This is a genomic window from Sphingobacterium sp. UBA3519 (assembly GCF_002377215.1).
Taxonomy (GTDB): Bacteria; Bacteroidota; Bacteroidia; order Sphingobacteriales; family Sphingobacteriaceae; genus Sphingobacterium; species Sphingobacterium multivorum.
This window is the reverse complement of record NZ_DFPI01000006.1, coordinates 186,309-212,711: the sequence shown is the minus strand read 5'-3', so window position 1 is coordinate 212,711 and position 26,403 is coordinate 186,309. Positions and strand designations below refer to the sequence as shown.

The following is a 26,403-nucleotide window of genomic DNA, read 5'->3' as shown; positions in this document are numbered from 1 at the left end:
TCGTGCATGCCCCCTGATCGGCTATTTTTTGTCAAATTCTTTTTTATAGGCGCTTGGTGACTGTCCATATTTCCTTTTAAAGGCCGACGCGAAGTAAGATGCTGATGAAAAGCCGACACTACTAAATATTTCGTTGATGGTTAGACCCTCAGCCATCAGGCTTTTGGCTTTCTTTAATCTTCGTTCCACAATATACTCATTGACACTGCAGTCGAGCAGCTGTTTCACCTTACGATAGAGCTGAACGCGTGAGAGATGGAGGTCGTTGGCAATCCCGTCGACGCTTAACCGCTGATCCGATAACTTGGATTCGACAATGGCGGAGAGATTGTTTAGGAATCTTCTGTCGCTATCGTTGACCTGTTCGGCTTGAGTACGCTCAAACTGTTCGACGTTGCTGCTATATTTTTCTTTAAGCTGATGACGCGATTGAAGGATATTTGAAATACGTATCCGCAGCAGTTCGGCATTGAATGGCTTAGTAATATAGTCATCGGCCATTAATTTGCTCCCCTCAAGCATGGTTTCTTCATTGGCAAGTGCACTCAGTAAGATGACGGGAATATGTGCGGTCTGATAAAAGGCTTTGATGTCTTTCAAAATATCCAGTCCGCTTCCATCAGGAAGCATAATATCGGTGATCACCAGGTCTGGAAAATGTGTCTTCATCATACTAGTGGCTTGCTGGGCATCCTTCGCCAGAAACAGGTTGTAATCCTGTTCCAATAACGAGCGGAGATAGTCTCTGATTTCATCATTATCTTCGACGATCATAATGCTCTTCGATTTGTTGGATCGAAAAGAAAGATTGTTGTCTACCACCTTTGCTGTCGTGTCCAGTAGATCTTGTTGCTGAAACAATGGTTTTTCTCCACTGTCGAAACCGGCCAGTTCAGCAGGTTCATAATGACCGTTCCCAATTGGCATACGTAGGGTGAAGATCGACCCATGGCCGGGTTTGCTACTCACAGTGATTTGGCCATGATGCAGTTCGATGATCTGTTTGGTGTAGGCGAGGCCGATTCCGGAGCCATTACGGCTACTGGCGCCCTGATAAAAAGGATCAAAAATGTGCTCAATATCACTTGGGGCAATCCCCAGGCCATTATCCAATACCCGTAGATAGAAATAGTCTTTGAAATTGTTTTCTTCCAATATAATTTCAATTCTGCCACTTGCCGCCGTATGTTTGATCGCGTTGGACAATAAATTGGATAAGACCTGTTCCATGAGGTATTCGTCCATCCAAACCTCTTTCAAGCTTGTTTTGTTGACATAACTGACGGAGATCCTGTTTTTCTTAAATAAGGGCTTGAAACTACCTATTACCTGCTGAATAAATGGGTCAATGTAAACGATGGCCGCATGTAGCTTAATCTTCGATTTACTGATGCGATGGATATCAATGAGGTCGCTGACCAAACGTTGTAGTTTTTTTGCATTCCGTTTGATGCGTGACAGCTGTTCTCTGACCTCTTCGGTAAGATCTTTTCGTAATTCAAGGTCCTCGATAGGCGCGATGATAAGGGTTAGCGGGGTTTTAAATTCATGCGAGATATTGGTGAAGAAATTATTTTTGATTTCTGCCGCTTGCTGAATTTGACTGTTCATTTCGACGATCTGTTTTTGTTGCGCAAGAATCTCGCTATTCTGGATTTCCAGATGTTTGTTCTTTTCCCAGTTGCTTCTGATCACGATAATAGAAATTCCCCCAAAGACAACAGCTAGCACCAAGCTAACGACCAATACATTAAGAACGGACTTTTGGCTTTGGTAAATCTTATTCTGTTCCGTAATGAACTCCTGTCTTTTGTCAATATCGAGCTGCTGTTGTTTTATTTTATCCGACTGCAGGGCAAGCAACTCCGCGTTGGTCTTATCGATAACAGAGGTTGCGAGTATATTCTCGCGGCGGTAGTTTTGGTGGTTGATGATAGCCAAGGCCGTTCGAATGGCTTCGGCCCCGCCAGTAGGATAGAGTATGGAAGCAAACATTTTGCCCTGTATGATCTGTTCAAGGCCATTTCCGGGACCAGGAAGAGCATCAACACCAATTATCTTAATATACTTTTTGATCTGGGCTTCGTCCAACGCTTTTTTTACCCCCATGGCCATCTGATCATTGAATGTAAAGATGATATCACTCTGGCTCATGACGTTTATATGCTTACGCATTTCCAGATAGGCTTTATTTTTCTCCCAGCCGCCGTGAATGACGCCGCTCACCCGCACCGCTGTGGCATCTCCAATTTGCTGCATAAAGCCTTTTTCACGCTCTATTGAAGCCGAAGTGCCCGATAATCCAGTAACCAGGCCGATCGAACCATTGTTTTGTAAAATGGTGCGGCTATACTGGCCCGCCAGTTTTCCGATAGCAAGATTGTCTGCCCCCACATAGGCATTATATTGGCCTGAGGATGTCTTACGGTCAGTTACGATGACGGGTATATTGCGTTGAAATACCGAATCTACTATAGGGGTAAGGGGCTCGGCCTCATTTGGCGATACAATCAGAAGATCGATATCCTGTTTGACTAATTCCCGAATTTGATTAATCTGGACATTATTGTCGCCATGGGCATCTCGATAAAGAAAGTCAATATCCGGATTGAAGGAAAGTTCCCTTTTCATTTCTTCGAGCATGGTTTGTCGCCAGGCATCATTTCCGATACACTGTGAAAAAGCAATAATCCGCTTTTTCTTCTGGACCATTGGTTGACATCCACAAAAAAGAAGCAGGATCAATATGCCACCATAAATGAAATATTTTCCCATGATTTTTTTCCCTTCAATATCCGAATATACATTATTTAGTTTTTTTAGGCTAACCTCGTCTTTGTTAGTGTATTCTTTACACTGATATGGAAACTTTCAAAAATGTATCATTTTCTAAATTTTCTGTTTAAAAAGTGAAAGTTTTAAAAAGTAATACTAGTGTAAGTTTCAGATTTTTAGTGTTTTAATGTTTTTTAAAAAATGTTACATAAATAAATGTTTTTGCGAAGCTCAAATTTAAGTTAAGATGAAACCAGGTTTAAATTTGGATTAATCAATTATAGATCATCACATGAACAAAAACACGGTACTAGCTTGGTCCTTTGTAGTGGCTTTAGGCGGATTTTTATTTGGATTTGATACAGCGGTTATTTCAGGAGCAGAAAAGGCCGTGCAGGAACACTGGCATTTAAGTGAGTTTCAGCATGGATTGACCATGGCCATTGCATTGATCGGAACAGTTGTTGGAGCAGCGCTGGGTGCACTGCCTTCAGATAAGTTGGGGCGTAAGAATACTTTATTTGCGGTTGCAGCTCTTTACTTTATCTCAGCAATAGGCAGCGCATTGGCGAATGACTGGACGACATTTATTTTATTCCGCTTTTTGGGTGGTATAGGCGTTGGCGTCTCTTCGGTAACTGCACCAATCTATATATCGGAAATATCTCCGGCGGCATCGCGTGGAAAATTGGTCGGACTTTTCCAGTTCAACGTCGTATTGGGGATTCTGATTGCCTATCTGTCCAATTACTTTATCGGTCAGGTAGGGGAGGAGTCCTGGCGTTGGATGTTAGGCGTACAGTGTTTTCCGTCGTTATTATTCTTCGGTCTGATCTTCCTTATTCCGGAAAGTCCAAGATGGTTACTGCTGCACAGGGGTAATTTAGCTGAAGCAAAACGAATTATGAAAAAAATCAACTCGGATGGTTACGAGCTGGAGATTTCAAAAATTCAGGAGTCCAAAAACAATACAGCAGGGGAGGGCAAACTCTTCGTTCGCGAAAATGTCAAACCTATTTTATTGGCCTTTTGTTTTGCGCTATTCAATCAGGTTTCAGGTATTAACGCAATTATCTACTATGCCCCCCGTGTATTTGAAATGGCCGGCTTGGGCTCACAGAGTTCATTGCTTTCAACAGTTGGGATCGGGGTTGTCAATTTTATTTTTACGTTGCTAGCGATCAATTTCATCGATAAGGTCGGTCGAAAAAAATTAATGTTGGTGGGCTCCATTGGACTGATTGTTTCTTTGGCACTCGTTTCCCATGCTTTTTATACCAATCAAACGACGGGTTTTGCGATCACCATCTATCTGATGAGTTTTATTGCCTTTTTCGCATTCTCGCAAGGCGCTGTGATTTGGGTGTTTATTTCGGAAATTTTTCCGAATGATGTCCGTGCTAAAGGACAGACATTCGGCAGCTTGACACATTGGGTGATGGCGGCAATTATTACCTTTTGTTTTCCTGCATTGACGGAAATGCTCGGCGGGGGCGGTACCTTCTTGATCTTTGCCCTATTTATGGTTTTACAGCTTATCTATGTGCTTAAGTTTATGCCGGAGACAAAAGGGAAGTCACTGGAAGACCTTGGGCATACCATCAATCTACATTAGTCTTTAGCTGGACTAAACGAATAGGCGTCGGAGTAGCCATGGCGCGACTGGCGCCTATCGAAAGCTATTTAATCAATGACATTATGATAGCAAGTCGTGTGTATCTATTGTCAACATTGAACTTAAAGGGAAATATAATAATCAATTCGTTACATGGCTTTTGGCGCTCGGCCGAAGCTTTGTGAAAAAAGAAGAAATATGAAAAACGGAGAAAAATCAATACAGGGTATTTGTTTTGGAGAGGTACTTTGGGACAATCTTCCTACAGGTAAAAAATTGGGCGGTGCACCTTTGAATGTGGCTTATCACCTCAATAAACTGGGCGTTACGACGCGTATGCTAACACGCATAGGGCGTGATGAAAATGGTTATGAACTACGTAAGGTATGTGAGGATCTGGGCATTCCGACCGATTTTTTCCAGTACGATGAGTTATTGCCTACCTCAACCGTAGAGGTTTCGATCGATGCTAAACGCGATGTGCATTACGATATCGTTTATCCGGTAGCTTGGGACAGAATAGCAGTAGATAGTGCTGTTCTGGAAGCAGTTGCAACGGTGGATTTTTTGGTATATGGAAGTCTAGCCTGTCGGGATGAAGTAAGCTTCCAAAGTTTGCTGTTATTGCTTGAAAAAGCCCGCTTTCGGGTGATGGATGTCAACCTGCGTACACCTTATTTTGGTCCTGAAAAAATACATAAGTTGTTGGCATACGCTGATTTTGTGAAAATGAATGCCGAGGAACTGCATGTTATTTCCGACTGGAATGGCGCTACGGAAGCCTATACCGATCAGCAGCGTGTAGACTTGATCATGGCCCGTTTTGCAATTCAGGAGGCAATTGTAACCTATGGTGCAGATGGAGCTGTGTATCATTATAAAAAAGATAATATCAGTTATCATTTCCCGGCCTTGAAAGTTCAGGTAGAAGATACAATCGGAAGTGGTGATTCGTTTTTGGCGGCTTTCCTCACCAAAAGGTTTCAGATGCAGGAGGGTGTTCAGCTGGAGGAAGTACTGGAATTTGCGGCGACCTTAAGTGGGTTTGTGACACAGAGCCGGGGGGCTTGTCCTGAATATAACAATGAGGTCATCAATCGATTCCAATGGTTGCATCCGATCTTCAATGGAGGCCAGAAGCAACAGTAAGTATACTGCTTCTTAAAGAAGCAGTATACACGCTATCATCATAAAATAATCAATCTAAATAATTAACCATTTACGCATAACCAATTATGTTTACAAGACAGAAAGCAATGCTGCTCCCGTCTTTGGCACTTTTTTCTGTTGTCGCATTTGCGCAGCAGACTGAAATCCGGGGAAGAATTACGGATAGTGGAACAGCAGCACCTATAGTGGGGGCATCTTTAGTGGTGAAGGGAACCACAATAGCTACCAAGACAAATGAAAAGGGAGAATTTGTCCTCCAGACATCGGGCAATCAGGGCACATTAGAAATAAGTTATGTCGGCTATGCCACGCAGACAATTGCTGTTGCCGGAAGAAAGTTCCTCGATATTCAGCTTACGAGCACCGAAAAAGGACTGGATGAAGTGGTCGTTACGGGATATCAAACCGAACGGAAGAAGGACTTGACTGGTGCAGTGAGTGTTGTGAATGTTGCTGAGATGATGAAGGCTCCAGAAAATAACGCAATGAAATCCCTGCAAGGAAGGGTAGCCGGTATGACTGTAACTTCGGATGGTAGTCCAAGTGGAGCGGCAACAGTGCGTATGCGCGGAATCAGTTCGATCAATAGTAGTCAGGATCCCTTGTATGTCATTGATGGAACCCCCACACAGGGCGGAATGCACGAACTCAATTCGAATGATATCGAAAGCATTCAGGTTTTAAAGGACGCTTCTTCGGCGAGTATCTATGGCTCGCGTGCAGCCAATGGTGTTATTGTCATCACTACGAAAAAAGGAAAGCTAGGTGCCCCTAAACTTACAGTAGACGCCTACGCCACCAGTACGCATTTTAATAATCGCATGAAAGTGCTCGACGCACAACAATATGGTCGTGCCCTATGGCAGGCAACGATCAACAGCGGTGGCAATCCAAATGGAAACAATATTGGTTATCAGTTTGAATGGAATAACGATGCGAATGGCGAGCCTCAGCTCAATACTGTTTTTGTTTCCAAGTATATTGATCGTGAGCACACCATGTATGCTTCAGATACCGATTGGTTTAAGGAAGTTTCGAAACCAGGATTGCAGCAGTCATACAATGCGACATTGAGCTCCGGAACAGAAAAATCCAGCTCCTTTTTCTCCTTAGGTTATTTGCACAACAATGGCACACTCCGTTACACGGATTTCCAGCGAATATCCGCCCGGATGAATGCTGACTATAAACTGTTTGATGGGAAACTGGTTGTTGGAGAGAATTTTACGGTAAACAACACGGGTGAAGTGCAGGTCCCCGGCGATGTACTTGACCTTTCGTTGAAAGCTTTACCGATTATCCCCGTGCATACGGTAGATGGAATGGGCTGGGGGGGACCAGCATTAGGAATGAACGACCGTCATAATCCCATGCGTGTACTTTACGACAATAGAAATAATAAATACAATTATTGGCGTTTGTTTGGGAATGCCTATGCCGATCTACAGCTGATAAAAGATCTGCATGTTCGAACCAGTTATGGCCTGGATTACAGTAATTTTTACAAACGTAACCTGGAAGTATCCTATCGTTCGGGATTTATGAACAGCAGCCGCAGTGGCGTTAATATGGAGCAGTCTCATGGGATGAAGTGGACTTGGTCCAATACAGCGACTTATCGGAAGGCAATCGACAAACATACAATAGATGTGCTTGCTGGTATCGAAATGAACCGTCAGAATGATATTAATTTTAATGCCTATACCGCTGGTGATGGTGCATTTGCCATAGAAACACCAGAGTATATGTGGCCAGGTGTGAGTACGGGTACAGCGGCAGTAGGAGGTGGCTCTACAGGCTTCTCGCTGCTATCCTATTTTGGAAAGGCCAATTATTCCTATGATGACCGTTATCTGGCTTCTTTCACCGTACGCCACGATGGCTCTTCCCGCTTCGGTAAAAATAACCGCTTTGCCACTTTTCCAGCGGTAACGGCAGGCTGGCGGATCTCTTCTGAACGCTTTATGGCAAGTACAAAAAATTATATTTCTGACCTCAAGTTACGTGTGGGATGGGGGCAGACAGGCAACCAGGGTATTGGTAATCTGGCTACCTATGCCCTGTTCGTCCCCGAATATGGTGTTGCTGATCCAACATGGAATATCGTGGACGGTACAGCATACGATCTATCGGGTGCAGGAACGGGAAAGTTACCATCGGGATACCGCAAAATCCAAACGGAAAATAATGATCTGAAATGGGAAACTACCACGCAGACGAATATAGGCTTGGACTTTTCATTGTTTAATCAAAGTCTCTATGGTTCGATTGACTGGTATGTTAAAGCAACCAAAGATATGTTGATCAATCCAGCCTATATCGGTGTGGTCGGAGAGGGCGGTTACCGTTGGGCGAATGGTGCCTCCATGGAAAATAAAGGTTTGGACATATCGGCCGGATATCGTAATAAAACAACCTTTGGATTGGATTATGATGTAATGGCTGTGTTCTCGACCTATAAAAACAAGGTGACACATTTACCCGAAGCAGTAGAAAACTCCTATGGTGGTCGTCAAGGAGACAATATTATCGGCCGGCCGCTGGGGTCATTTTATGGCTATGTCACCGACGGCATTTTTCAGAATCAAGACGAGGTGGATGCGCACGTCAATCAGACCGGTAAAGGGATAGGGCGTTTACGTTATGTCAACGTCTATGATGCGGACAAGCAGATCACCGATATGGACCGTACATGGATTGGTAGTCCTCATCCTGATTTTTCTTATAGTTTGAACATTGTGCTAAAATATAAAAGCTTTGACCTATCTGCGTACTTTCAGGGTGTACAGGGAATAGATGTTGAAAACTGGCTGAAAAAGCAAACGGACTTCTGGAGTGTGGACGACGTCAATTCCAATAAAGGTGTACGTCTGCTCAATGCCTGGACACCACAAAATCCAACGTCAACGATCCCGGCCTTACAAACAACAAATAACAACGACGAGGGCCGTCTGTCAAATTACTTTATCGAGAATGGATCTTATATGAAGCTCCGGAATTTGTCCCTGGGCTACACTTTGCCAACAGCAACCGCCGCACACCTACGTATGAGCCGATTAAGGATTTATGTAACTGGTCAGAATCTATTTACCGTTAAATCAAAAAATTTCACCGGTGTGGATCCTGAAAATGTAGGTTGGGGTTATCCAATTCCAACCACGTGGACAGCTGGGGTAAATATTGGATTTTAAAATGGGAGCGAAATAAGGCGATACACTTCTAAATAATTTATACGGATGAAAAAAATAACCACTAAAATAGCGATATTCATGGTTCTTGCTGGACTACTTCCAGGATGCACCAAATTTTTAGATCAAACACCCAATGGTGTACTAAGCTCCGATCAGGTTAAGGAGCCTGAACGATTATTGACAGCTACCTATGCGGCATTGGGTAACGATCATTATGATGTCCCTTTTAGCTTATGGCCCTATGGTACGGTTCGGTCGGACGATGCTTATAAAGGCGGATCGGGACCACAGGATATCCAGACCTTTCATTTCCTGGAGGTCTCCAATAACATTACAACCAATTTTGCAGAGTTGGATAAATTGTGGTTTCAGTTGTACGTGGCGATTTCGCGTGCCAATACCACGATCAAGACCATACAGGAGATGGATAATTTCGATGGGAAGGAAAAAAAGCTGGGTGAAGCACGCTTTCTACGCGGTCATTTTTACTTTATGCTCAAGATCCTTTTCAAATATGTGCCTTATATTGATGAAAATGTCGCGGTAGACAGCTATGAAACCGTATCGAATAGGGCCTTGAGCAACGATGCGCTATGGCAAAAGATTGTGGATGATTTTCAGTATGCTGTAGATCATCTCCCGGCTGTACAAACGGAGGTCGGGCGTGCCAACCGTGTTGCTGCTGCGGCATATCTTGCCAAAACCTATCTCTATAAGGGATACCGTCAGGACAATGCCGAACGTAATGTGGTGACGGGCATCGATGCCGGAGATTTGGAAAAGGTTGTACAAAATACGGATGTTGTACTTTCATCCAATCATACGCTGGAAACCGATTTTGCATTTAATTTCTTGCCGGGCAAATATGAAAATGGGACCGAAGCCCTGTTTTCAGTTCAGTTTTCAAAAGATGACGGCACAAAATTTGGGCGTGTTAATTTTTCTGATGTGCTATCAGTACCTATGGGCGTAGGCTGTTGTGATTTCAATAAACCGAGTCAAAGCCTTGTCAACGCGTTTCGCACAACGGGTAAAGGTCTACCACTGGATAACTACAATGCGTTGAATAGCTTTAATACCTCAGAAAAGTACGATCCACGGTTATTTCATACGGTTGCAATTCCGGGCTTACCGTACAAGTATAGTAGCAAAAGAACGTATGAAGAAAGCTGGAACCGTAACCCGGCAGAATATTCGGTTTACGCCTCATTGAAAGACAATGTAGATCCCGATTGCGATTGCTTTGTCCCGATGGTACCTTTCTATGCCAATACAAAAAATCGAATTGTATTGCGCTTTGCCGATGTGCTGTTGATGCGGGCAGAGGCGCTTATCGAGCTGCATCGTTCGGCTGAAGCACTGCCATTGATAAACCAAGTACGTACGCGGGCAAAAAATAGCACTGCACTTACGGGCTATGCAAATGATAAAACCCTGATCGAAACGTACAAAAATGGAGATAATATTGTATGGAACGAAGAAAATGCCCGGAAGGCGTTACGTTGGGAAAGACGATTGGAGCTTGCGATGGAAAACGGAAGGTTCTTTGATCTTGTACGCTGGGGAATTGCAGACCAGGCCATGAATGCCTATTATGATGCGGAAAAGTCACGTCGATCTTATTATTCTTCGGCACATTTTACTGCAGATAGGAACGAATACTTGCCGATTCCTGAAGCACAGATCAGATTAAGTAAATATCTGTACAAACAAAATCCAGGCTATTAAATAAGCATTTATTGTTGAACGATTAGCATAACCAATTATTCCAATGCACACATTAAAAAATACGATAAAAGTAGGGATTACTATCCTGCTTATCTGGCTTATTGCTGCCTGCAAGCGTGATGCCGATAGCACACTCAATTTGAACGCAGATGTAGAGGTACTTTCCTTCAAGGTCGGTAATACCGCTGGAAAAATAGATCCGGCAAAAGGTACCATTCTTGTCATGGTTCCTGAAGGCACAGATCTTTCAGCGGTGGCTCCGACGATTGAATTGCCCAATAATGCCAAGGTTTCTCCAGCTTCAGGTATCGCCCAGAACTTTTCATTTTCTGGAACAACACCAATTACTTACCGCGTGTTTAATGGAAATCTATTCAACACCTATCAAGTAACCGTCAAAGAAATCAAAGCGGAAATAACGGCATTCCATATCGGAGAAAAAGCTGGAATCATCGATCAGAAAAATAAAAGCATTAAAATTTACCTACCCCTGGGGACAGACCTGAAGAACTTATCACCTGCGATAGAATTTACAGCTGGCGCGAGCATAACGCCCAATCAGAGTGGCCCCGTGGATTTAAGTTCTCCGATAAAATACAGCCTTGCGTATATGGGGCAGACGTTCCAGTATACGGTAACAGCGATTTTGGGCACGGAACCCAAACAGATCCTGATGATTTATAATGGCGAAACAAGCGTTCCACATTTCGACGGGTTAGGGGTGAGCGCCGTAGATTCACCTTATCCCAACCCGAAAACTACGGGAATTAATGCAACACCGTTCTGTGCGTCTTTTGTCCGGGATAATAAAACGGGCGAAGGCTGGCATGGTGGTGCGCTGTGGAATGCAAATAAAGTGACTATCAATCCGGCAGAATATGGCCGTTTTTCCATTATGATATTGAAGGATGTAGCGGGAGATGTACAATTGGAGATTCAATCGGATGGTGAACAGCAAAAAGATTGGTTGCGTGCTAATTATGCAAAGGAGCACGTTGGGGAGTGGCAAGAGTTGGTTTTTCAGATTCCTGCTGGAAGAAAGGCTATCATCAACAATATACTTGTGATGCCGCATGAGCATCCTAATGGACAGCCCGTGGCATTTCCTACCCAACGGATGTACTGGGACGAATTGAAAGCATTACCTAAAGAATGATCGAATACAAATAAAACAAGCGATGATAGATTATAAGGGATTAATAGAAAGATTTAAATCATGAGACCAAAAATGTATTTGCTTCCGACAGTATTCTTGCTCAGCTTGTTGACAAGTTGCAAGAATAGCGACGAGCGTTCGACAGTGGTAGATAAGCCCATAACAATACAACCTGTGGACAGTTCTACGGCTTGTATTTCGGGGCAGGAGGCTGGCCCATATCAACGATTCTATAGGCCTCAGCAGGGGTTTGTGGGCGATCCCATGCCTTATTACAATGCCAGCGATAAAAAGTTCTACTTGTTTTATCTCTATGAGAACGCCAACAGGCACCCGATTTATAGCACGCGAACAAGTGACTTTGGAACATTTGAGGGCTATACCGAAGTATTGTCGTCGGGCGCTGTGGGGAGTGAGGATGAATGGATCGGAACAGGAAGTTTTATCAAAAAAGGAACAGTGTATTACTGTTTCTATACAGGTCATAACAGTGTTTTTACTCCAGCAGAAAAGATCATGTTGGCTACCTCCACTGATTTAATGAATTGGACCAAGCAACCAGCTATGGCACTGCAGGCTGCGGTGGGCTATGATCGAAATAATTTTCGGGATCCGCACGTTTATTGGGATGAAAGCCGTAATGCCTACGTGATGCTAGTCACGACGCGAAAAGACGGAAAAGGAATCCTTGCACGTTATCAGTCAACCGATTTAAGCAGTTGGTCGATGATTGAACCGCTCGTTGCGACGACAGGGACAGTGGAAAAATATGGCATCGAAACAGATGCTGAACTATTGGAATGCCCGGATCTATTTAAAATGGGCAATAAGTGGTATCTGTTGTTTTCGCGGATCAACCGGGATGAACATCGCAAGACATTTTATCGTATTGCGGATTCTCCGGATGGTCCCTGGATGATCTGTCGGGATGCCGAAGGACATCATGAAACCTTTGATGGACTTTATCTCTATGCTGGCAAGACGGCTAGCGATGGTACAACACGTTATCTTTCGGGTTGGTGTTCAACGGGACAAACCGTCAATAATAACAACGAACTGCCCTGGGCTGGAAATCTAATTTCCCATCAGTTGGTTCAGGGAACGTCAGGACAGTTGTATCCTAAAATTCCGGAGGCCCTAAACAGCAAATTCAATAAAGAAGTCGCCTTTGAAAAACTGAGCAGCGTTGGTCAAGTTTCTGAGTCGAATAAAACCTATCGTTTGTCAGCTCAATCAGGGGGAAGAAGCTATGCGCTGTTTAACCGAAATACGTCGACCGTAAAAATGACAATGACTATTGATGCTTCGCAATCCAATCAATTTGGTTTTTCATTTGGAGCATGTGATGATCCGACCGAAGTGTATAGCATTGCTTTTGACCTGACTTCATCCAATCGTTGGAATATGCCGGCCCTGTTTATGAATAAGGAGGCTCGAAATGGTGGCGGAAGTAAAACAGCACTCAATTTTACACCACTCACCGTACCGACCAATCGGATTTTTAATCTGAAAATTAGTATTGAAAAGTCTATCTGTGTCGTGTATGTGAATGATCGTGTTGCTTTTACCAACCGGATCTATAAAATGGATCAAAATCCATGGACTATTTTTGTGGATCAGGGAACTGTTACAGTGAATGGGTTGAAAGTTGAAAAATCTTCCTGATAATTTATAAGATATTTGCTTATTGAAGCGAACAATAATCGGATTATAAACGTAAACAAAAGAAAAATGATAAGATTAAAAAAATACGGACTTACGATGTTCTTGCTAAGTATTGTCGGTACAAGTCTGGCCCAGATGGGACAGCAAAAACAACGGGATGCTGAAGAAAAATATCGCCCACTTTACCATTTTACTCCACAGCAGGGCTGGATGAACGACCCCAATGGGCTGGTCTATTTGAACGGTAATTATCAACTTTTTTTTCAGCATAATCCCGAAAAGCCCGTTTGGGGACCAATGCATTGGGGCCATGCGATCAGTAAAGATTTGATCCATTGGGACGAGCAGAAGATCGCATTGTACCCCGACAGTTTGGGAACTATTTTCTCAGGTAGCGCTGTGATCGATAAAGACAACACCGCAGGTTTTGGGAAAGATGCTATGGTCGCCATTTTTACCCATCACAATCATCAGGAAGAGGATCGGAAAACGGGATTGCATCAAAATCAAAGTTTGGCTTATAGTTTAGATAAGGGTCTTACCTGGACAAAATATAAAGGCAATCCAGTATTACCAAACCCTGGCATATGGGATTTCAGGGATCCAAAGGTGATGTGGCATGCGCATAGCCAACGTTGGATTATGACCTTAGCTACAAAAGATTGTATTACTTTCTATTCTTCCAAAGATTTGAAAACATGGCAGAAGGAAAGTGAGTTTGGTAAAGAGGTGGGAGCCCATGGAGGCGTCTGGGAATGCCCCGATCTTATTCCCATGGACTACAAAGGAGTTACAAAGTGGGTCTTGTTGGTCAGTATCAATCCAGGTGGGCCCAACGGTGGTTCCGTAACACAATATTTTGTGGGTGACTTTGATGGACATCAGTTCCACACAGAAGATACCAAAATAAAGTGGCTGGATTGGGGACCCGATAATTATGCCGGTGTAACTTGGAGCAACCTGGGGGATAGGCACCTGATGATTGGCTGGATGAGCAACTGGCAATATGCCAATGTGGTTCCTACCACAAAATGGCGCTCCTCCTCAACCATACCACGTGTTTTATCGTTGGATAAAATTGGACAGTCGTTCTACGTTGCAAGTACTGCGCCCAAAGAAATTGAAACTGCATTTCGACCGCTTAAAAAGTACCATGGCGGCGAAACGAAGGAAGTTTCGTTCGAGCAACATCTCCCGCAAGCGTACCGTTTGGACCTCAAAGATTTGAAGCAACAGTCTTTCAAAGTGATCTTATCAAATGAATCTGGTGACGAATTGGTTATTGGTTATCGTGAAGATCAAAATGCCTATTATATTGATCGTTCTAAGTCCGGGGAAGTGTCGTTTAACGAGGAATTCTCAAAGATAGCTTCAGCACAACGCCTGCTGAATAACGGAACACTCTCTTTCAGCTTGTATGTTGATGTGAGCTCTGTGGAGCTTTTTGCAGATGGGGGACTAACGGTAATGACCAGTTTATTTTTTCCGAACAGACCGATAACCAAGGTGCGTATCGTGGGGAATAAAAAGCTGGAGTTTCAAGAGCTCGGTATTGCTGGATTTAAGAGATAGAACCCCAATTTACACGATTAAAGCGATCCTCGTTTTCACGAAGGATCGCTTTATGGTTTATACTATTCTATATTATTGGCCTGATTCAAGTATACCGGCATTAATGTCGGGAAAGTCCAGGCAAAATGATTCTTTTTGTAGATAATTGGACGGTAAATCGAGAGATACGAATCATATTCAGCCGTCTGATAAATATCCTTCATGGCTTCAAGTAGGTTGGAAGGCCAGACGCCTACCGTCATGTCGTGAATGTCTACGTCAGGATTTTTAAACCAGGGCCATGCTGTAGGATGTTGATTGTAATAATATAAGTAATCTAGGGCCTTTTTGATCGATTTCCCATCCTTCGTGGCTGCAAACAGGTTCTCGCCCGTCACCTGACGTATACACCACATGGAGGCTGTTAATGGGGCCAACGAGAAATAGGTGTACCATAAACCTTTTTCTCCTCGTTTTACTTCCTCAATGAGGTGACCATCCGCTGCGATTTTTTCAAAAAGATCGCCTTTAATCAATGATATGGTGAAGGCGAGCTCTTTTGGGTCATCAAGAAAATTGGCCGAAAGCAAATTTGCAAACCTTGCCCAATCAGCAATATTATTTGGCCTTTCACGTAAGAAATGTGTCGCTTTTTGATAGACGCTGATCGTCCAGCTTTTAAAGTGATTAAGATCGTTTTCTGCCCAGAGCGGATCGTTTTTGAGCAGCTCTGCTGCAATCATTAATCCGGCACCAGCATAAGAAAGTACAACTGGTCCGTCAAACTGGGAATATTTTTTATTGATGGTGGCCCAAGCATTCATGAAGTAAAGGGCTTTTTGGGCATATTTCTGCTCCCCATTCAACGTATAGGCGAGGGCTGTACAATAAGCGGCAAAAGCGTCTGCATGGAGTTTTTTTGCCATGGCACGTTGGCCTTCTTTATCGCTATAAAAGCCAGGGACACTAAAATCTTCGACAGCATGATGATTGGTCAATAAAAGAGAATCGGCCAGCCTAATCAATTGCTTGTACGCCGTATATACCGGTTCGGACTTTTTGCTGATCTGTGATTTTACAAACATAATCTGTGCATTCGGGTGCATAAGAGATTGGGCATGGCAGGGAGAAGAAGCCGTAAAAAAATAGATCAGAATCAAGGTTGACCCTATTTTAATACATTGAGCTGTCGAACGGCTGAGCTTCCGAAAATAATATCTAAAATTTTGCATGTTTTAAATGGATACGTTTATCAATTGATTGCGCAGCTATGGGGGGATTAGCTCCTGCAAATTAAAAAAAAAATACAATAAGTTTACTGGGCTTCAGAAATTTGATTTGAATTATTGCAGCGAAGTAATTAACTTCATGCCTAGAATAATCAATTATGGACATCGATCAAAATCTGCCTGAGAAGGAACTCTTGTGCCAACTTCACTATGGAGATATCCAGGCCTTTGATATTTTGTACCATCGCTATAGCCAGATTATTTACGCCAATATTCTTAGGTTTTTGAAAGATGAAACTATCGCTGAAGATTTACTTCAGGATGTTTTTCTACGTATTTGGGAAAATAGAACAAAAATAAATCCTGAACAATCTTTCGCCGCATTTCTGTTTACCTGTTCACGTAATATTACGTTTAATTTCAAACGAAGGTTGAAATTGGAAATGGAATCCGAGATCCAGCTCGCCTATGGGGTAGTGGAATCCGAGAATACCATTGATAAAGTGCTGGATTCAAAGGAAGCCTTGGTCCTGGTCGAGGAATTACTGAGCAAATTGCCCAAACAACGCCAAAAAATATTTAGGCTGTCCAAGCTGGAGGGTAAAAGTTATCAAGAGATCGCCGAAGAAATGGGGATTTCCATTGCGACAGTTCGCGACCATATTGTCAAAGCAAATAAGTTTATCCGAAGTGGCGCATTGCAGGATAGTGGATTTTCATCATTGTTATTGGCATTGCTTCTCTATTCGGCTAAATAAAAAAATTTTTTTCTAGAGCAGACCTTTATTTCATGCTGTGTGTATTTACTTTAAAATACAGCTCAGTGGAGACCAATAAATCTAAAATAGACCAATTACTTCAAAAATATCAAGAAGGGAACTGTTCGCTTGAGGAGATCGAATGGCTACAGCATGCGCTTTCTACTACTGACACCAGTGAGCAGGATGCGATCGATCAGGCTTTAGTCACTAGTTTACTACGGCCTTTGTCTGTTGGTAAAATGGAGGAATCGAGATTGAAAATAATACTCGAAACCATCAAAAAACAAATCCAGCAAGGAAAAGAAGATAACGATAACTTATTGGAAAAAGGAGGGGAAGATCGTATGCCGATCCAGAAGAAAACCATTATCTCCATACGATGGCCCTATTGGGCTGCAGCGGCCTGTCTATTGCTCTTTGTTTTTTCAGTAATATTTTGGCAACAGCAGACGAGTCATACCCTGGTGGACAGGAATCTCGCTGGACTGGAAGATACAAAGGATGATGCTGTACAGCCTGGCGGAAACAGTGCCACTCTTCGCTTGGCAGATGGTACACTTTTGGAACTCGATAAACAGGCTTCGGGGATTGTCATGGGGGAAAATATCACCTACGAAAATGGAAAGTCTATCGCTGCTGCGGCATTAGATAAACAGGGGATGGCGGCAGATCCAAGTAAGGTTGTATTGGAGTTAGCCACTCCGCTAGGGGGGATATACCAGGTTACTTTACCCGATGGCACAAAAGTATGGCTCAATGCGGGCTCTTCGTTAAAATATCCGATGAGCTTTGCCAAAAATGAACGAAGAGTTCGTTTGGAAGGCGAGGCCTTTTTTGAAGTGACGAAAGATAGCGCACGACCTTTCAAAGTGCTGAGTAAAGGACAGGAAATTGAGGTGCTCGGGACTGCCTTTAACGTCAATTCTTATCCCGATAATACCGTGATTAAAACGACTTTAGTCAATGGGAAGGTTAAATTATCGAACCATAAACGATATTCAGAAGCGATATACCTGCTGCCAGGCCAGCAATCGACCAATACCAATAACGGAAAAATACAGCTCGCAAATGTGGATACAGCACCCTTTACCGCTTGGAAAGAAGGTTTGTTTTATTTTGACGAAACACCGCTTTCGGATGCACTGCAGCAGATTGGTCGCTGGTATAATGTCGAAGTGAAGTATAAGGGCGAGGTACCGCAAACACATTTCTATGGTCGTATAAAACGAAGCAAGCCGCTCCGCGACGTACTTGACGTATTGGAAGAAGGTGGATTGCGTTTTGAGCTGAGCAAAAGCGATGAAAAGAATATCCTATATGTTAGACCGTTGTAATTAAAACCCTAAATAAAGATGAAAAAAGAAATGATCATGGATTCCACTTAATCCGGAAAAGGGTATAAGCAAAACAAAAAGGGCAGTGCTGGGGGGCACTGCCTTGAATTGGATGCATATACTTACAAGTGTTGCCCAAAGGCAAATTTTTGATAACCATTTATAAATAACATACAAACCGTACAAACATATGATTTTTTATCCATTTGTTAGGCTACACCCGTGGAGTTTAACTTTACGAAGTATACTGATTATGAAATTGATCGTACTCATTTCTTTACTGACCGCGATGCAGCTGTTTGCAGAGGGAAATGCGCAGACCATAAACTTAACCGCAAAGCACGTTACCTTAAATCAGGTGATGCGTGATATCCAAAAACAGAGTGGTGTTAATTTTTTCTTAACTGGCAAGTCATTGGCTCAGGCACGTTTGTCAGTCAATATACAGCATGCCAAATTGGAAGATGCATTAAATGCTATCGTAGCACCTTTGGATCTGGAGTGGATCAAAAAAGATGAGGTGATCGTGATAAAACCCAAAAGAAATCCGCCAAATACCGAACGCAAAGAAGTCCAGCAGCGGAGCATTGCTGGTAAAGTCGTTAATGGTAAAGGACAAGCCCTGGTAGGAACCACCATTACAGTGAAGGGAGCTAATATTTCCACGGTCACGGACCAGGATGGAAGGTTTACAATTCAGTTACCAACGCCAAATGGCACTTTGGTATTTTCAAACGTAGGCTATCAACGTTTGGAAAAAAGTGTCACTGGAAATGATGAATTAACCATTGTACTTCAGGAGGAGGTAAGTGGTCTGGATGAGGTGGTCGTCGTAGGGTATGGAAGCCAGAAACGCGCAAATGTAATTGGTGCCGTATCAACCGTGAACGGCAGTTCGGTCGAGAATAGGTCAACCTCCACACTTAGCTCTTCATTGGCTGGACTCGCGGCGGGCGTTAACGTACAGGCCACAACCGGAAAACCAGGTGCAGACGGTGCTAGTATACTGATTCGTGGAAAGGGAACTTTAAACAATACGTCCCCCTTGGTTGTGATCGATGGTATTGTCGGATCTATGGATGCTGTCAATCCCAACGATGTGGAATCAATTTCGATTTTAAAAGATGCGGCAACAGCAGCGATCTATGGATCCTTGGGGTCTAATGGCGTTATTTTAATTACGACAAAAAAGGGAGCCAAGGGAAAAAATAATGTGTCTTATACGGGCATGGTTTCGATGTTGCGCCCCAATAATGTACCCGAATTTATTACCGATTACGCACAACATATGCGCCTTGTTAATGAAGGCTTCAAAAATTTAGGGCAAGCGGCTGTTTATACCGATGCAACAATCAACCTCTGGGAAGAAGCGAAGAAAAATCCAACAGGGTTAACAGAATTTGGTATTCCAAATGAAGTCGCATATCCAAATACCAATTGGGGTGATGTGCTTTTTGGACAACGCAAACTTTTACAAAATCATAATCTTTCGCTAAATGGCGGCAGCGAACAGACGCAATACCTCTTTTCAGTGGGCTATTTCAACAATCCGGGGACAATGCCCGAAACAGGAGCAGACAAGATACGTCTGCGTATTAACTTACAGTCTAAAGTTGCCAAGTTTTTAACTGTGGGTACTCAGACCTTTGGCGATATGCAGAATTTGAGTGTCGCCGATGTGGTCACAGCATATTCTTACCTGACCCAAACCGTGCCAGGAGTTTATCCTTTTTACAACGGGGTCTATGGTTTCCCGGCTGCTGCCGAAGAATCGGCTACTGCAAACAATGCCCTGGCTTTTCTAAATGGGATGGGGGGAAAGAACCAGGTCAATCGATTCAATTCCACAATATTTGCGAAGTTAAATCTCATGAAAGGCTTGGAGTTTGAATCCAGGGTAAATTATAACCATGCCTATACCGAAACGAATTCGCATCAGGTGCCTTATGAGAAATGGAATTTTGCAACCAACAAATTAAGTACTGCGGCGCTGTCTGCGGGACAAATAACCACCCAGTATGGGTTAACCAAGAGCTACAATGTGATCGTTGATAATGTATTGCGTTATTCAGGATCTTTTGGTAAACACGATGTGGGCGGCATTTTGGGGTATAATGAACAGTATTTTAACCAATATAATATCGGAGCGGCCAAACTTGGGCTTGTGCATCCAGACCTGACAACATTTAATTCGGCGACGACAATGAGTTCCATTACCGGTGATGAGCTTGACTACGGTTTGCGGTCCTTTTTTGGTCGTGCAAATTATGCTTACGCTAATAAATACCTTGCGGAAGCGGTGGTACGGTACGATGGATCATCTCGATTTGGAACCGCCAAACGCTGGGGGCTCTTTCCGGCATTCTCTGCGGGATGGCGTATTTCGGAAGAATCTTTTATGAGTCCACTCAAAGCTTTTGTGAATGACTTGCGAATAAGGGCCTCGTGGGGGAAAACCGGAAATAATGCCTCTCCGGGTAATTACGATCATCTTCCCTCGTATGGTACGGTAAACTATTCATTCAATAATCAGGCTGTTCGTGGTTTGGCACAGACTAAACTAGGAAACGATCTTTTACACTGGGAAACGACCACAACAACAAATGTAGGTTTTACAGCCACGGCATTGAAAAATAAATTAACGGTCGAATTTGATGCCTACCGTGCTTATACCGATGGAATCTTATATGTTCCGACCATTCCGGCGACAACTGGAACTGCTACTGCAGCAACCATGAATATTGCCGAAGTTAGCAAGCGGGGGATTGAATTGACGCTGGGATACCAAAATAAAATCAACGGTTTTAACTATGGAATTTCGGCCAACTTTGCCTACAATACCAATCGGGTGGAAAAATATAAAGGAGCATTGTCGGAGGGCTATGTAACGGATGCGGCGGGTAATCGTGTTTACCAGTCCAATATCGGTATGGTTTCCAACGGTGTCAACCAGCGTATTTTAGAAGGGCACGAAATCAATGAATTTTACTTGTACAATGTATACCGAGGTTCGGGAAGCCATTTTTTAGCGGATGGTTCTGTCGATAAAAATGGAGGGCCACGCGACGGTATGATCCGGACGGAACAGGATATGGAATGGTTGAAGGCTATGGTCGCTGCTGGCTATTCATTTCAGCCTGCCGATGGCATAGACCCTACCAAGATATGGTATGGTGACTTGATCTATTCGGATATGAACGATGATGGTATCTACGGGAACGTCTATGATCAAAAGTTTATGGGCAAAAGAGAAACTCCAGCATTCAATTACGGCCTCAGTATCAATATGGCCTATAAAGGATTTGATGCATCCATGATTTGGTCCGCTTCTTCAGATATGTCGTATTACTGGAATGAACTCTATCTCAATTCATCCATCGTTGCGCAGGGAAAATCGGTACCGGCATTGGTCGCAAATGACCATTACTATTATAATGCCGCAAATCCTTCCGATCCCAACAACCGGATAGCTGGTTATTATCCACGCTTAAAAGGAGTGACAGATGCACAGAATGGACGTACCAGTGATTATTATTTGTATAACGCTTCTTTTGTGAAACTACGTAACCTACAATTGGGTTATTCGCTTCCAGAAAGCTTGGCAAACCGTCTATCAATTGCAAAATTACGGATCTATTTAGCGGGTGAAAACTTGCTGACATTTACGAAATATCCTGGTTTAGATCCTGAGATAGGTTCAACAACAAATTACCCTTCAATGCGGCAATATTCACTGGGTTTGAATCTTACCTTTTAATTCGAATGACAATGAAAATGATGAAAAAAATAATAGCAATTGTATTGCTAACAAGTATATTGGGTTGCAAAAAAGATCTTTTGGATACCTCCCCATATTCATCGGTCTCCACCGCAACGATGTGGACAACCGACAATTTAACTGATTTAGGGATTGCGGGGATCTATAGTTCCTTTCGACTCTTAATGGGGCATAGCGGACTGATCTCACCTTATGAACTTTATCAGTTTGACCGTTTCTCCTATACTGGGCAGGCACGTTTTGATGAACCCTTATTGACAGGTACCATCACCGCCGGCGATCCATTATTTGTGAATGTTTGGAAGATTCAATATGAAGGTATTCAACGAGCAAACGATGCCTTAAAGAATATTCCCCTAAAGTCACCTTCTACAGCAGAAAAGAAAGCGAAATATATTGCGGAAGCTAAATTTCTACGTGCTTACTTTTATTTTCGGCTCAATCAGCTTTACAAAGGGGTACCCATCTACCTTGAGCCGTTTACTGCAGCCGAAGCCGTCAAAGGACGTAGTTCGGAAGATGATGTCTGGAATCAAATCCTAGCTGATTTGAACGATTGTATCGCAGAAACTAATTTTCCTGATCGTTATCCTGCGGGGAATGCGAATTATGGACATGCAACAAAGGCGGCAGCTTATGCCTTACGGGGTAAAGTTTATCTTTATCGAAAAGATTGGACAAAAGCTTCGGCAGATTTTCAAAAAGTAAAAGATGCTGGCCACTCACTCTTCGGAGATTATAAAGCTTTGTTTAAAGAAGCTAATGAACAGTGTCCTGAGATGATTTTTTCTATTCAGCATCGGAGTGAATCAGGCTATGGAAATAATATGCAATTGTTTTGTGGCTGGCCCTCGGTCTATTCGCGTGGCTGGAATTATTACATGCCTTCACCACATTTGGTCGATCTCTATGAAAATAACGATGGTTCTAAGTTTGAATGGGATAAAATTATTCCAGGATACAGTAGTTTAACCGAAAATGAAAGGGAGGTGTTTTTTCTGCGCAACAATCTCACGGAGGCCGAGAAAGCTGCTGCAACGTTGAGAGGTGCAAAGATGAGTCTTTACCTACCGCAAGGCAATGAGGAGCGTATAAAAAAAGCCTATGAAAATCGTGATCCCCGTTTGCAGGCCAATGTCGTGACGCCTTATTCGACTTTTAGGGGTGCCTATAATTTTACGAATGTTGAAAGTCTTCAATTTATGCGCTGGCCATTTCGCGGGCAGGCACAGGTAGACGGCGATATTCAGAGCGATACACAGATCAATTTCTTCTATTTCTATCGAAAATTTGTCGCTGAAGGAGTCAATGAGATTGTGGATCGCAATTATGGTCCTATCGATTTTCCGATTTTCCGCTATGCTGATATTTTATTGATGTGGGCCGAGGCCTTGAATGAAGAGGGCAAACTAAATGAAGCTATAGCAAAAGTTAACGAAGTTCGTCAGCGTGCAGGTGTAGCACTTTTAAATGCTAATGCTTCAACTGCCGTCGGTGGCAAGGAAGACTTACGCCTGCGTATTCGTAATGAACGTCGGGTTGAGTTCCCGAATGAGGGAATCAATTACTTTGACGAATTGCGCTGGGGAACCTGGAAAGAGAAGGTGTTTCAAGCAGGCAATGGACGTAAGCAGGTTTGGGGGACAAATGTTGGGAATTATAGCTATAAGGGTGACTTTTTGAACGTATGGCCTATCCCGACCTCAGAAATACAGATGAACGTGAACCTGGTGCAGAACCCAGGTTGGATCGATTAGTTTTATGGATATAAAATGAACCTAAACATGATTTTTTTTAGATATAGCCTATACTTTATTTATTTTTTGAGCCTTTTTCATCCTTTTTTTCTACGTGCGGATACAAGCGATATGGTAAAAAAAGGATTTGATTTGGCTCAGCGACAGTACGCTTTGTTGTATAAAGATCATAGCGATCTGCGTAAGTATCCACGATCGGCAGATCCCAAGGGGAAAACAACTTTTACTGATATCCGGGACTGGACGGGTGGTTTTTGGCCAGGCTGCCTTTGGTATGTCTTTGAGTATACCGGCAAGGATCAATGGCGGGACGCTGCACTAAAATGGACGAATTCATTACGCCAAAATCAATATAATACGCAGCACCATGATATTGGTTTCGTGATGAACTGTAGTTATGGAAATGCCTATCGGTTAACTGGTGATACTACATTCAAATCAATTTTAATCCAGAGCGCCAAATCGCTATTGACACGTTTCAATCCGAAGGTTGGTGCAATTAAGTCTTGGGATACCTTTTCCTCTTGGGATGGTAAACATAGGTATGAATTCCCTGTCATTATCGACAATATGATGAATTTGGAACTTCTTTTTTTAGCTTCCAAATTATCCGGGGATTCTGTTTATCGTAATGCCGCTATTCGACACGCCGAAACGACGCTGAAAAATCAATATCGCGCAGATTACAGTTCTTATCATGTGGTTACCTATGACCCCAATACCGGTGCTGTATTGAGCCGGGAAACGGCACAGGGTTTTTCGGACAATTCAGCTTGGGCTAGAGGGCAAGCCTGGGGATTGTATGGGTTTGTCGTGATGTACCGTGAAACGAAGGACCCTAAGTTTTTACAGGCTGCGCTAAAAATGGCTGAGTTTTATATAAAGCATCCGCGCCTGCCTCAAGATAAGGTGCCACAATGGGACTTCGATGTAAATCAAGCTGGATTTGTCCCAAACTGGAATTATCGCAAAGCAGATTTTGAGACTATTCCACGGGATGCGTCGGCAGCAGCGGTTACTGCTTCGGCATTGCTGGAACTGGTTGACTACATGGGAACTGGACAACGACAGGAATATTTGGATGTCGCCGAAGCGATCTTGCGCTCATTGGGTTCACCGCAGTACTCCAGTGCGGTTGGAGCAAACGGTTTGTTTGTGCTGAAACATAGTGTAGGCAGTATTCCGCATAAAGGGGAGATTGACGTCCCGCTAGTGTACGCAGATTATTATTATCTAGAAGCATTAATGCGCTGGAACAAGCGAAACCATCAGCTTACACAATTGATGAACGAATGGGGGGAGATGAATAGACAGAAGGCAAAGGCATTAAAAGATTTTCAGCAGCAGAAATTTGGTCTATTTATCCATTGGGGGCTGTATGCTATTCCGGCAGGTATATGGAATGGGCAAAAAATGGAAGATTTGGGTAGCCCGAGTGTTGCTGAATGGATTCAACTGGTTGCAAAAATTCCTCGGTCTACTTATGCAAAATTGGCTGATCAATTCTCCCCGCAATCTTTTGATGCCGATAAAATTGTTAAAATGGCCAAAGCTGCAGGGATGAAGTATCTTGTTGTGACGAGTAAACATCACGACGGATTTGCCCTATATGGTTCAACGGTTAGTTCATTCAATAGCAAACAGGCTACGCCCTTTAAACGCGACATCATTCAGGAACTTTATGATGCTTGTCTTCGGCATAAACTCGATTTTGGTATCTATTATTCACAGAATATCGACTGGCGGGATGGTAGCGACGGGCAATATGCGGTAACAAAGGCACAGCATGATCTTGTTCATGCCAAAACCGATGCTTTCGGTGTCAATCTTTGGGATCCCAGCGAAAATTCTTTCGCTTCGTATCTCAACGAAAAAGCAATTCCTCAGGTAAAGGAAATTTTGACGCGGTTTAAACAGTTGAAATATATCTGGTTTGATATGCCGGGATTGATGACTGCAGAACAGAGCTTTCGGTTCTATAAAACTGTGTATGATTGTAATCCACGTGTTATTGTCTCCGAGCGAATTGGCAATGGTATGGGCGATTATGCCATTCCTGGGGATAATCGGATTCCTGACTCTTCTGAGCGTTTTACCAGACCTTGGGAAGCCATTGGAACATTCAACCATTCCTGGGGCTATAAATCTTATGACCACGATTGGAAAAATGTGGATGAATTAAGGTATTGGCTCCTTGAAATTGTCAGTAAAGGAGGAAATTATATGCTTAATATTGGTCCAGATGCACAAGGAAATGTAGCCACACCGGTAAAGAAAAATCTTGCTATCTTAGGGAAATGGTTGCGGCGCAATGCCGAAGCGGTTTATGGGACATCGCCTTGGACCATTTCGCATGAGGGACCAACAACAGTTCGGATAACAGATACCGAGCAACGGGAAAGGGAAGGATTTAAAGTATCTTTTACAGCCTTGGATTTTTGGTTTACACAGAAGAATGATTTTGTATATGCGATGGCTCTTGTAGTACCCAAAGATGGAATCGTCAACGTACAGTCCCTGAACCAAAATATGGCTAAAGTGAAATCAGTGGAAATTCTAGGGTTTGGTCGGATCGATTTCCAGCAGGATAACCATGGATTGCAATTGAAATTACCCAAGAAGATACAAAACAGCAGCTTGGGCTATGCGCTAAAAATAAAACTAAGCTAATCCCGCTATTAGCTTTATCAATT

General features: G+C 43.1%; 14 protein-coding genes. 12 read left to right on the top strand and 2 right to left on the bottom strand.

Annotation, left to right across the window (positions count from 1 at the left end; translation table 11 throughout):
• Nucleotides 1-21: 21 nt before the first annotated feature.
• Nucleotides 22-2,775, bottom strand: a complete 2,754-nt coding sequence (locus tag B3297_RS02885) for a hybrid sensor histidine kinase/response regulator transcription factor (protein WP_083296011.1) — start codon at nt 2,773-2,775, stop codon at nt 22-24.
• Nucleotides 2,776-3,067: 292 nt separating this feature from the next.
• On the opposite strand from B3297_RS02885, the gene B3297_RS02880 reads away from it, so the two are divergent.
• The 7 genes from B3297_RS02880 to B3297_RS02850 all read left to right on the top strand — a co-directional run bounded on the left by B3297_RS02880 (nt 3,068) and on the right by B3297_RS02850 (nt 14,872).
• The gene (locus B3297_RS02880; RefSeq protein WP_070567416.1) at nt 3,068-4,390 is read left to right on the top strand and encodes a sugar porter family MFS transporter; all 1,323 of its coding nucleotides are present in this window, start codon (nt 3,068-3,070) and stop codon (nt 4,388-4,390) included.
• Nucleotides 4,391-4,588: 198 nt separating this feature from the next.
• Complete coding sequence (locus B3297_RS02875; protein ID WP_070567649.1) at nt 4,589-5,539, top strand: carbohydrate kinase family protein; 951 nt, start codon at nt 4,589-4,591, stop codon at nt 5,537-5,539.
• An 86-nt stretch (nt 5,540-5,625) separates the two neighbouring features.
• Nucleotides 5,626-8,751 (top strand): SusC/RagA family TonB-linked outer membrane protein, encoded by a 3,126-nt coding sequence (locus B3297_RS02870; protein WP_286778390.1) that lies wholly within the window; start codon nt 5,626-5,628, stop codon nt 8,749-8,751.
• A gap of 45 nt (nt 8,752-8,796) precedes the next feature.
• Nucleotides 8,797-10,479 carry a RagB/SusD family nutrient uptake outer membrane protein gene (locus tag B3297_RS02865; protein WP_286778389.1) on the top strand — a complete coding sequence of 561 codons (1,683 nt, stop codon included), beginning with the start codon at nt 8,797-8,799 and terminating at the stop codon, nt 10,477-10,479.
• A gap of 43 nt (nt 10,480-10,522) precedes the next feature.
• Nucleotides 10,523-11,635 carry a hypothetical protein gene (locus B3297_RS02860; protein ID WP_070567410.1) on the top strand — a complete coding sequence of 371 codons (1,113 nt, stop codon included), beginning with the start codon at nt 10,523-10,525 and terminating at the stop codon, nt 11,633-11,635.
• A gap of 60 nt (nt 11,636-11,695) precedes the next feature.
• Nucleotides 11,696-13,300: a glycoside hydrolase family 32 protein gene (locus B3297_RS02855; protein ID WP_083296009.1), complete on the top strand. Its 1,605-nt coding sequence runs from the start codon at nt 11,696-11,698 to the stop codon at nt 13,298-13,300.
• A 66-nt stretch (nt 13,301-13,366) separates the two neighbouring features.
• On the top strand, nt 13,367-14,872 hold the full coding sequence (locus tag B3297_RS02850) for a glycoside hydrolase family 32 protein (RefSeq protein WP_286778388.1): 1,506 nt from the start codon (nt 13,367-13,369) through the stop codon (nt 14,870-14,872).
• A gap of 62 nt (nt 14,873-14,934) precedes the next feature.
• Here B3297_RS02850 and B3297_RS02845 read toward each other — a convergent pair whose 3' ends face one another.
• The gene (locus B3297_RS02845) at nt 14,935-16,083 is read right to left on the bottom strand and encodes an alginate lyase family protein (protein WP_070567404.1); all 1,149 of its coding nucleotides are present in this window, start codon (nt 16,081-16,083) and stop codon (nt 14,935-14,937) included.
• Nucleotides 16,084-16,238: 155 nt separating this feature from the next.
• Between B3297_RS02845 and B3297_RS02840 the strand changes: the two genes are divergently transcribed.
• The 5 genes from B3297_RS02840 to B3297_RS02820 all read left to right on the top strand — a co-directional run bounded on the left by B3297_RS02840 (nt 16,239) and on the right by B3297_RS02820 (nt 26,380).
• Nucleotides 16,239-16,838 (top strand): RNA polymerase sigma-70 factor, encoded by a 600-nt coding sequence (locus tag B3297_RS02840; protein ID WP_053003692.1) that lies wholly within the window; start codon nt 16,239-16,241, stop codon nt 16,836-16,838.
• 65 nt (nt 16,839-16,903) lie between these two features.
• Nucleotides 16,904-18,175 (top strand): FecR family protein, encoded by a 1,272-nt coding sequence (locus B3297_RS02835; protein ID WP_175442021.1) that lies wholly within the window; start codon nt 16,904-16,906, stop codon nt 18,173-18,175.
• 253 nt (nt 18,176-18,428) lie between these two features.
• Nucleotides 18,429-21,932: a SusC/RagA family TonB-linked outer membrane protein gene (locus tag B3297_RS02830; protein WP_286778387.1), complete on the top strand. Its 3,504-nt coding sequence runs from the start codon at nt 18,429-18,431 to the stop codon at nt 21,930-21,932.
• 17 nt (nt 21,933-21,949) lie between these two features.
• On the top strand, nt 21,950-23,710 hold the full coding sequence (locus B3297_RS02825; protein ID WP_232475706.1) for a RagB/SusD family nutrient uptake outer membrane protein: 1,761 nt from the start codon (nt 21,950-21,952) through the stop codon (nt 23,708-23,710).
• Between the two features lie 27 nt (nt 23,711-23,737).
• Nucleotides 23,738-26,380: an alpha-L-fucosidase gene (locus B3297_RS02820; RefSeq protein WP_070567400.1), complete on the top strand. Its 2,643-nt coding sequence runs from the start codon at nt 23,738-23,740 to the stop codon at nt 26,378-26,380.
• The last annotated feature ends 23 nt before the right edge of the window (nt 26,381-26,403 follow it).

Excerpts from the sequence above, each read along its gene's own strand:
- B3297_RS02870 (WP_286778390.1), top strand. The coding sequence starts at position 5,626 with ATGTTTACAAGACAGAAAGCAATGCTGCTCCCGTCTTTGGCACTTTTT.
- B3297_RS02880 (WP_070567416.1), top strand. The coding sequence starts at position 3,068 with ATGAACAAAAACACGGTACTAGCTTGGTCCTTTGTAGTGGCTTTAGGC.
- B3297_RS02885 (WP_083296011.1), bottom strand. The coding sequence starts at position 2,775 with ATGGGAAAATATTTCATTTATGGTGGCATATTGATCCTGCTTCTTTTT.
- B3297_RS02820 (WP_070567400.1), top strand. The coding sequence starts at position 23,738 with ATGATTTTTTTTAGATATAGCCTATACTTTATTTATTTTTTGAGCCTT.
- B3297_RS02840 (WP_053003692.1), top strand. The coding sequence starts at position 16,239 with ATGGACATCGATCAAAATCTGCCTGAGAAGGAACTCTTGTGCCAACTT.
- B3297_RS02850 (WP_286778388.1), top strand. The coding sequence starts at position 13,367 with ATGATAAGATTAAAAAAATACGGACTTACGATGTTCTTGCTAAGTATT.
- B3297_RS02865 (WP_286778389.1), top strand. The coding sequence starts at position 8,797 with ATGAAAAAAATAACCACTAAAATAGCGATATTCATGGTTCTTGCTGGA.
- B3297_RS02830 (WP_286778387.1), top strand. The coding sequence starts at position 18,429 with ATGAAATTGATCGTACTCATTTCTTTACTGACCGCGATGCAGCTGTTT.
- B3297_RS02875 (WP_070567649.1), top strand. The coding sequence starts at position 4,589 with ATGAAAAACGGAGAAAAATCAATACAGGGTATTTGTTTTGGAGAGGTA.
- B3297_RS02860 (WP_070567410.1), top strand. The coding sequence starts at position 10,523 with ATGCACACATTAAAAAATACGATAAAAGTAGGGATTACTATCCTGCTT.
- B3297_RS02825 (WP_232475706.1), top strand. The coding sequence starts at position 21,950 with ATGATGAAAAAAATAATAGCAATTGTATTGCTAACAAGTATATTGGGT.
- B3297_RS02855 (WP_083296009.1), top strand. The coding sequence starts at position 11,696 with ATGAGACCAAAAATGTATTTGCTTCCGACAGTATTCTTGCTCAGCTTG.
- B3297_RS02845 (WP_070567404.1), bottom strand. The coding sequence starts at position 16,083 with ATGCAAAATTTTAGATATTATTTTCGGAAGCTCAGCCGTTCGACAGCT.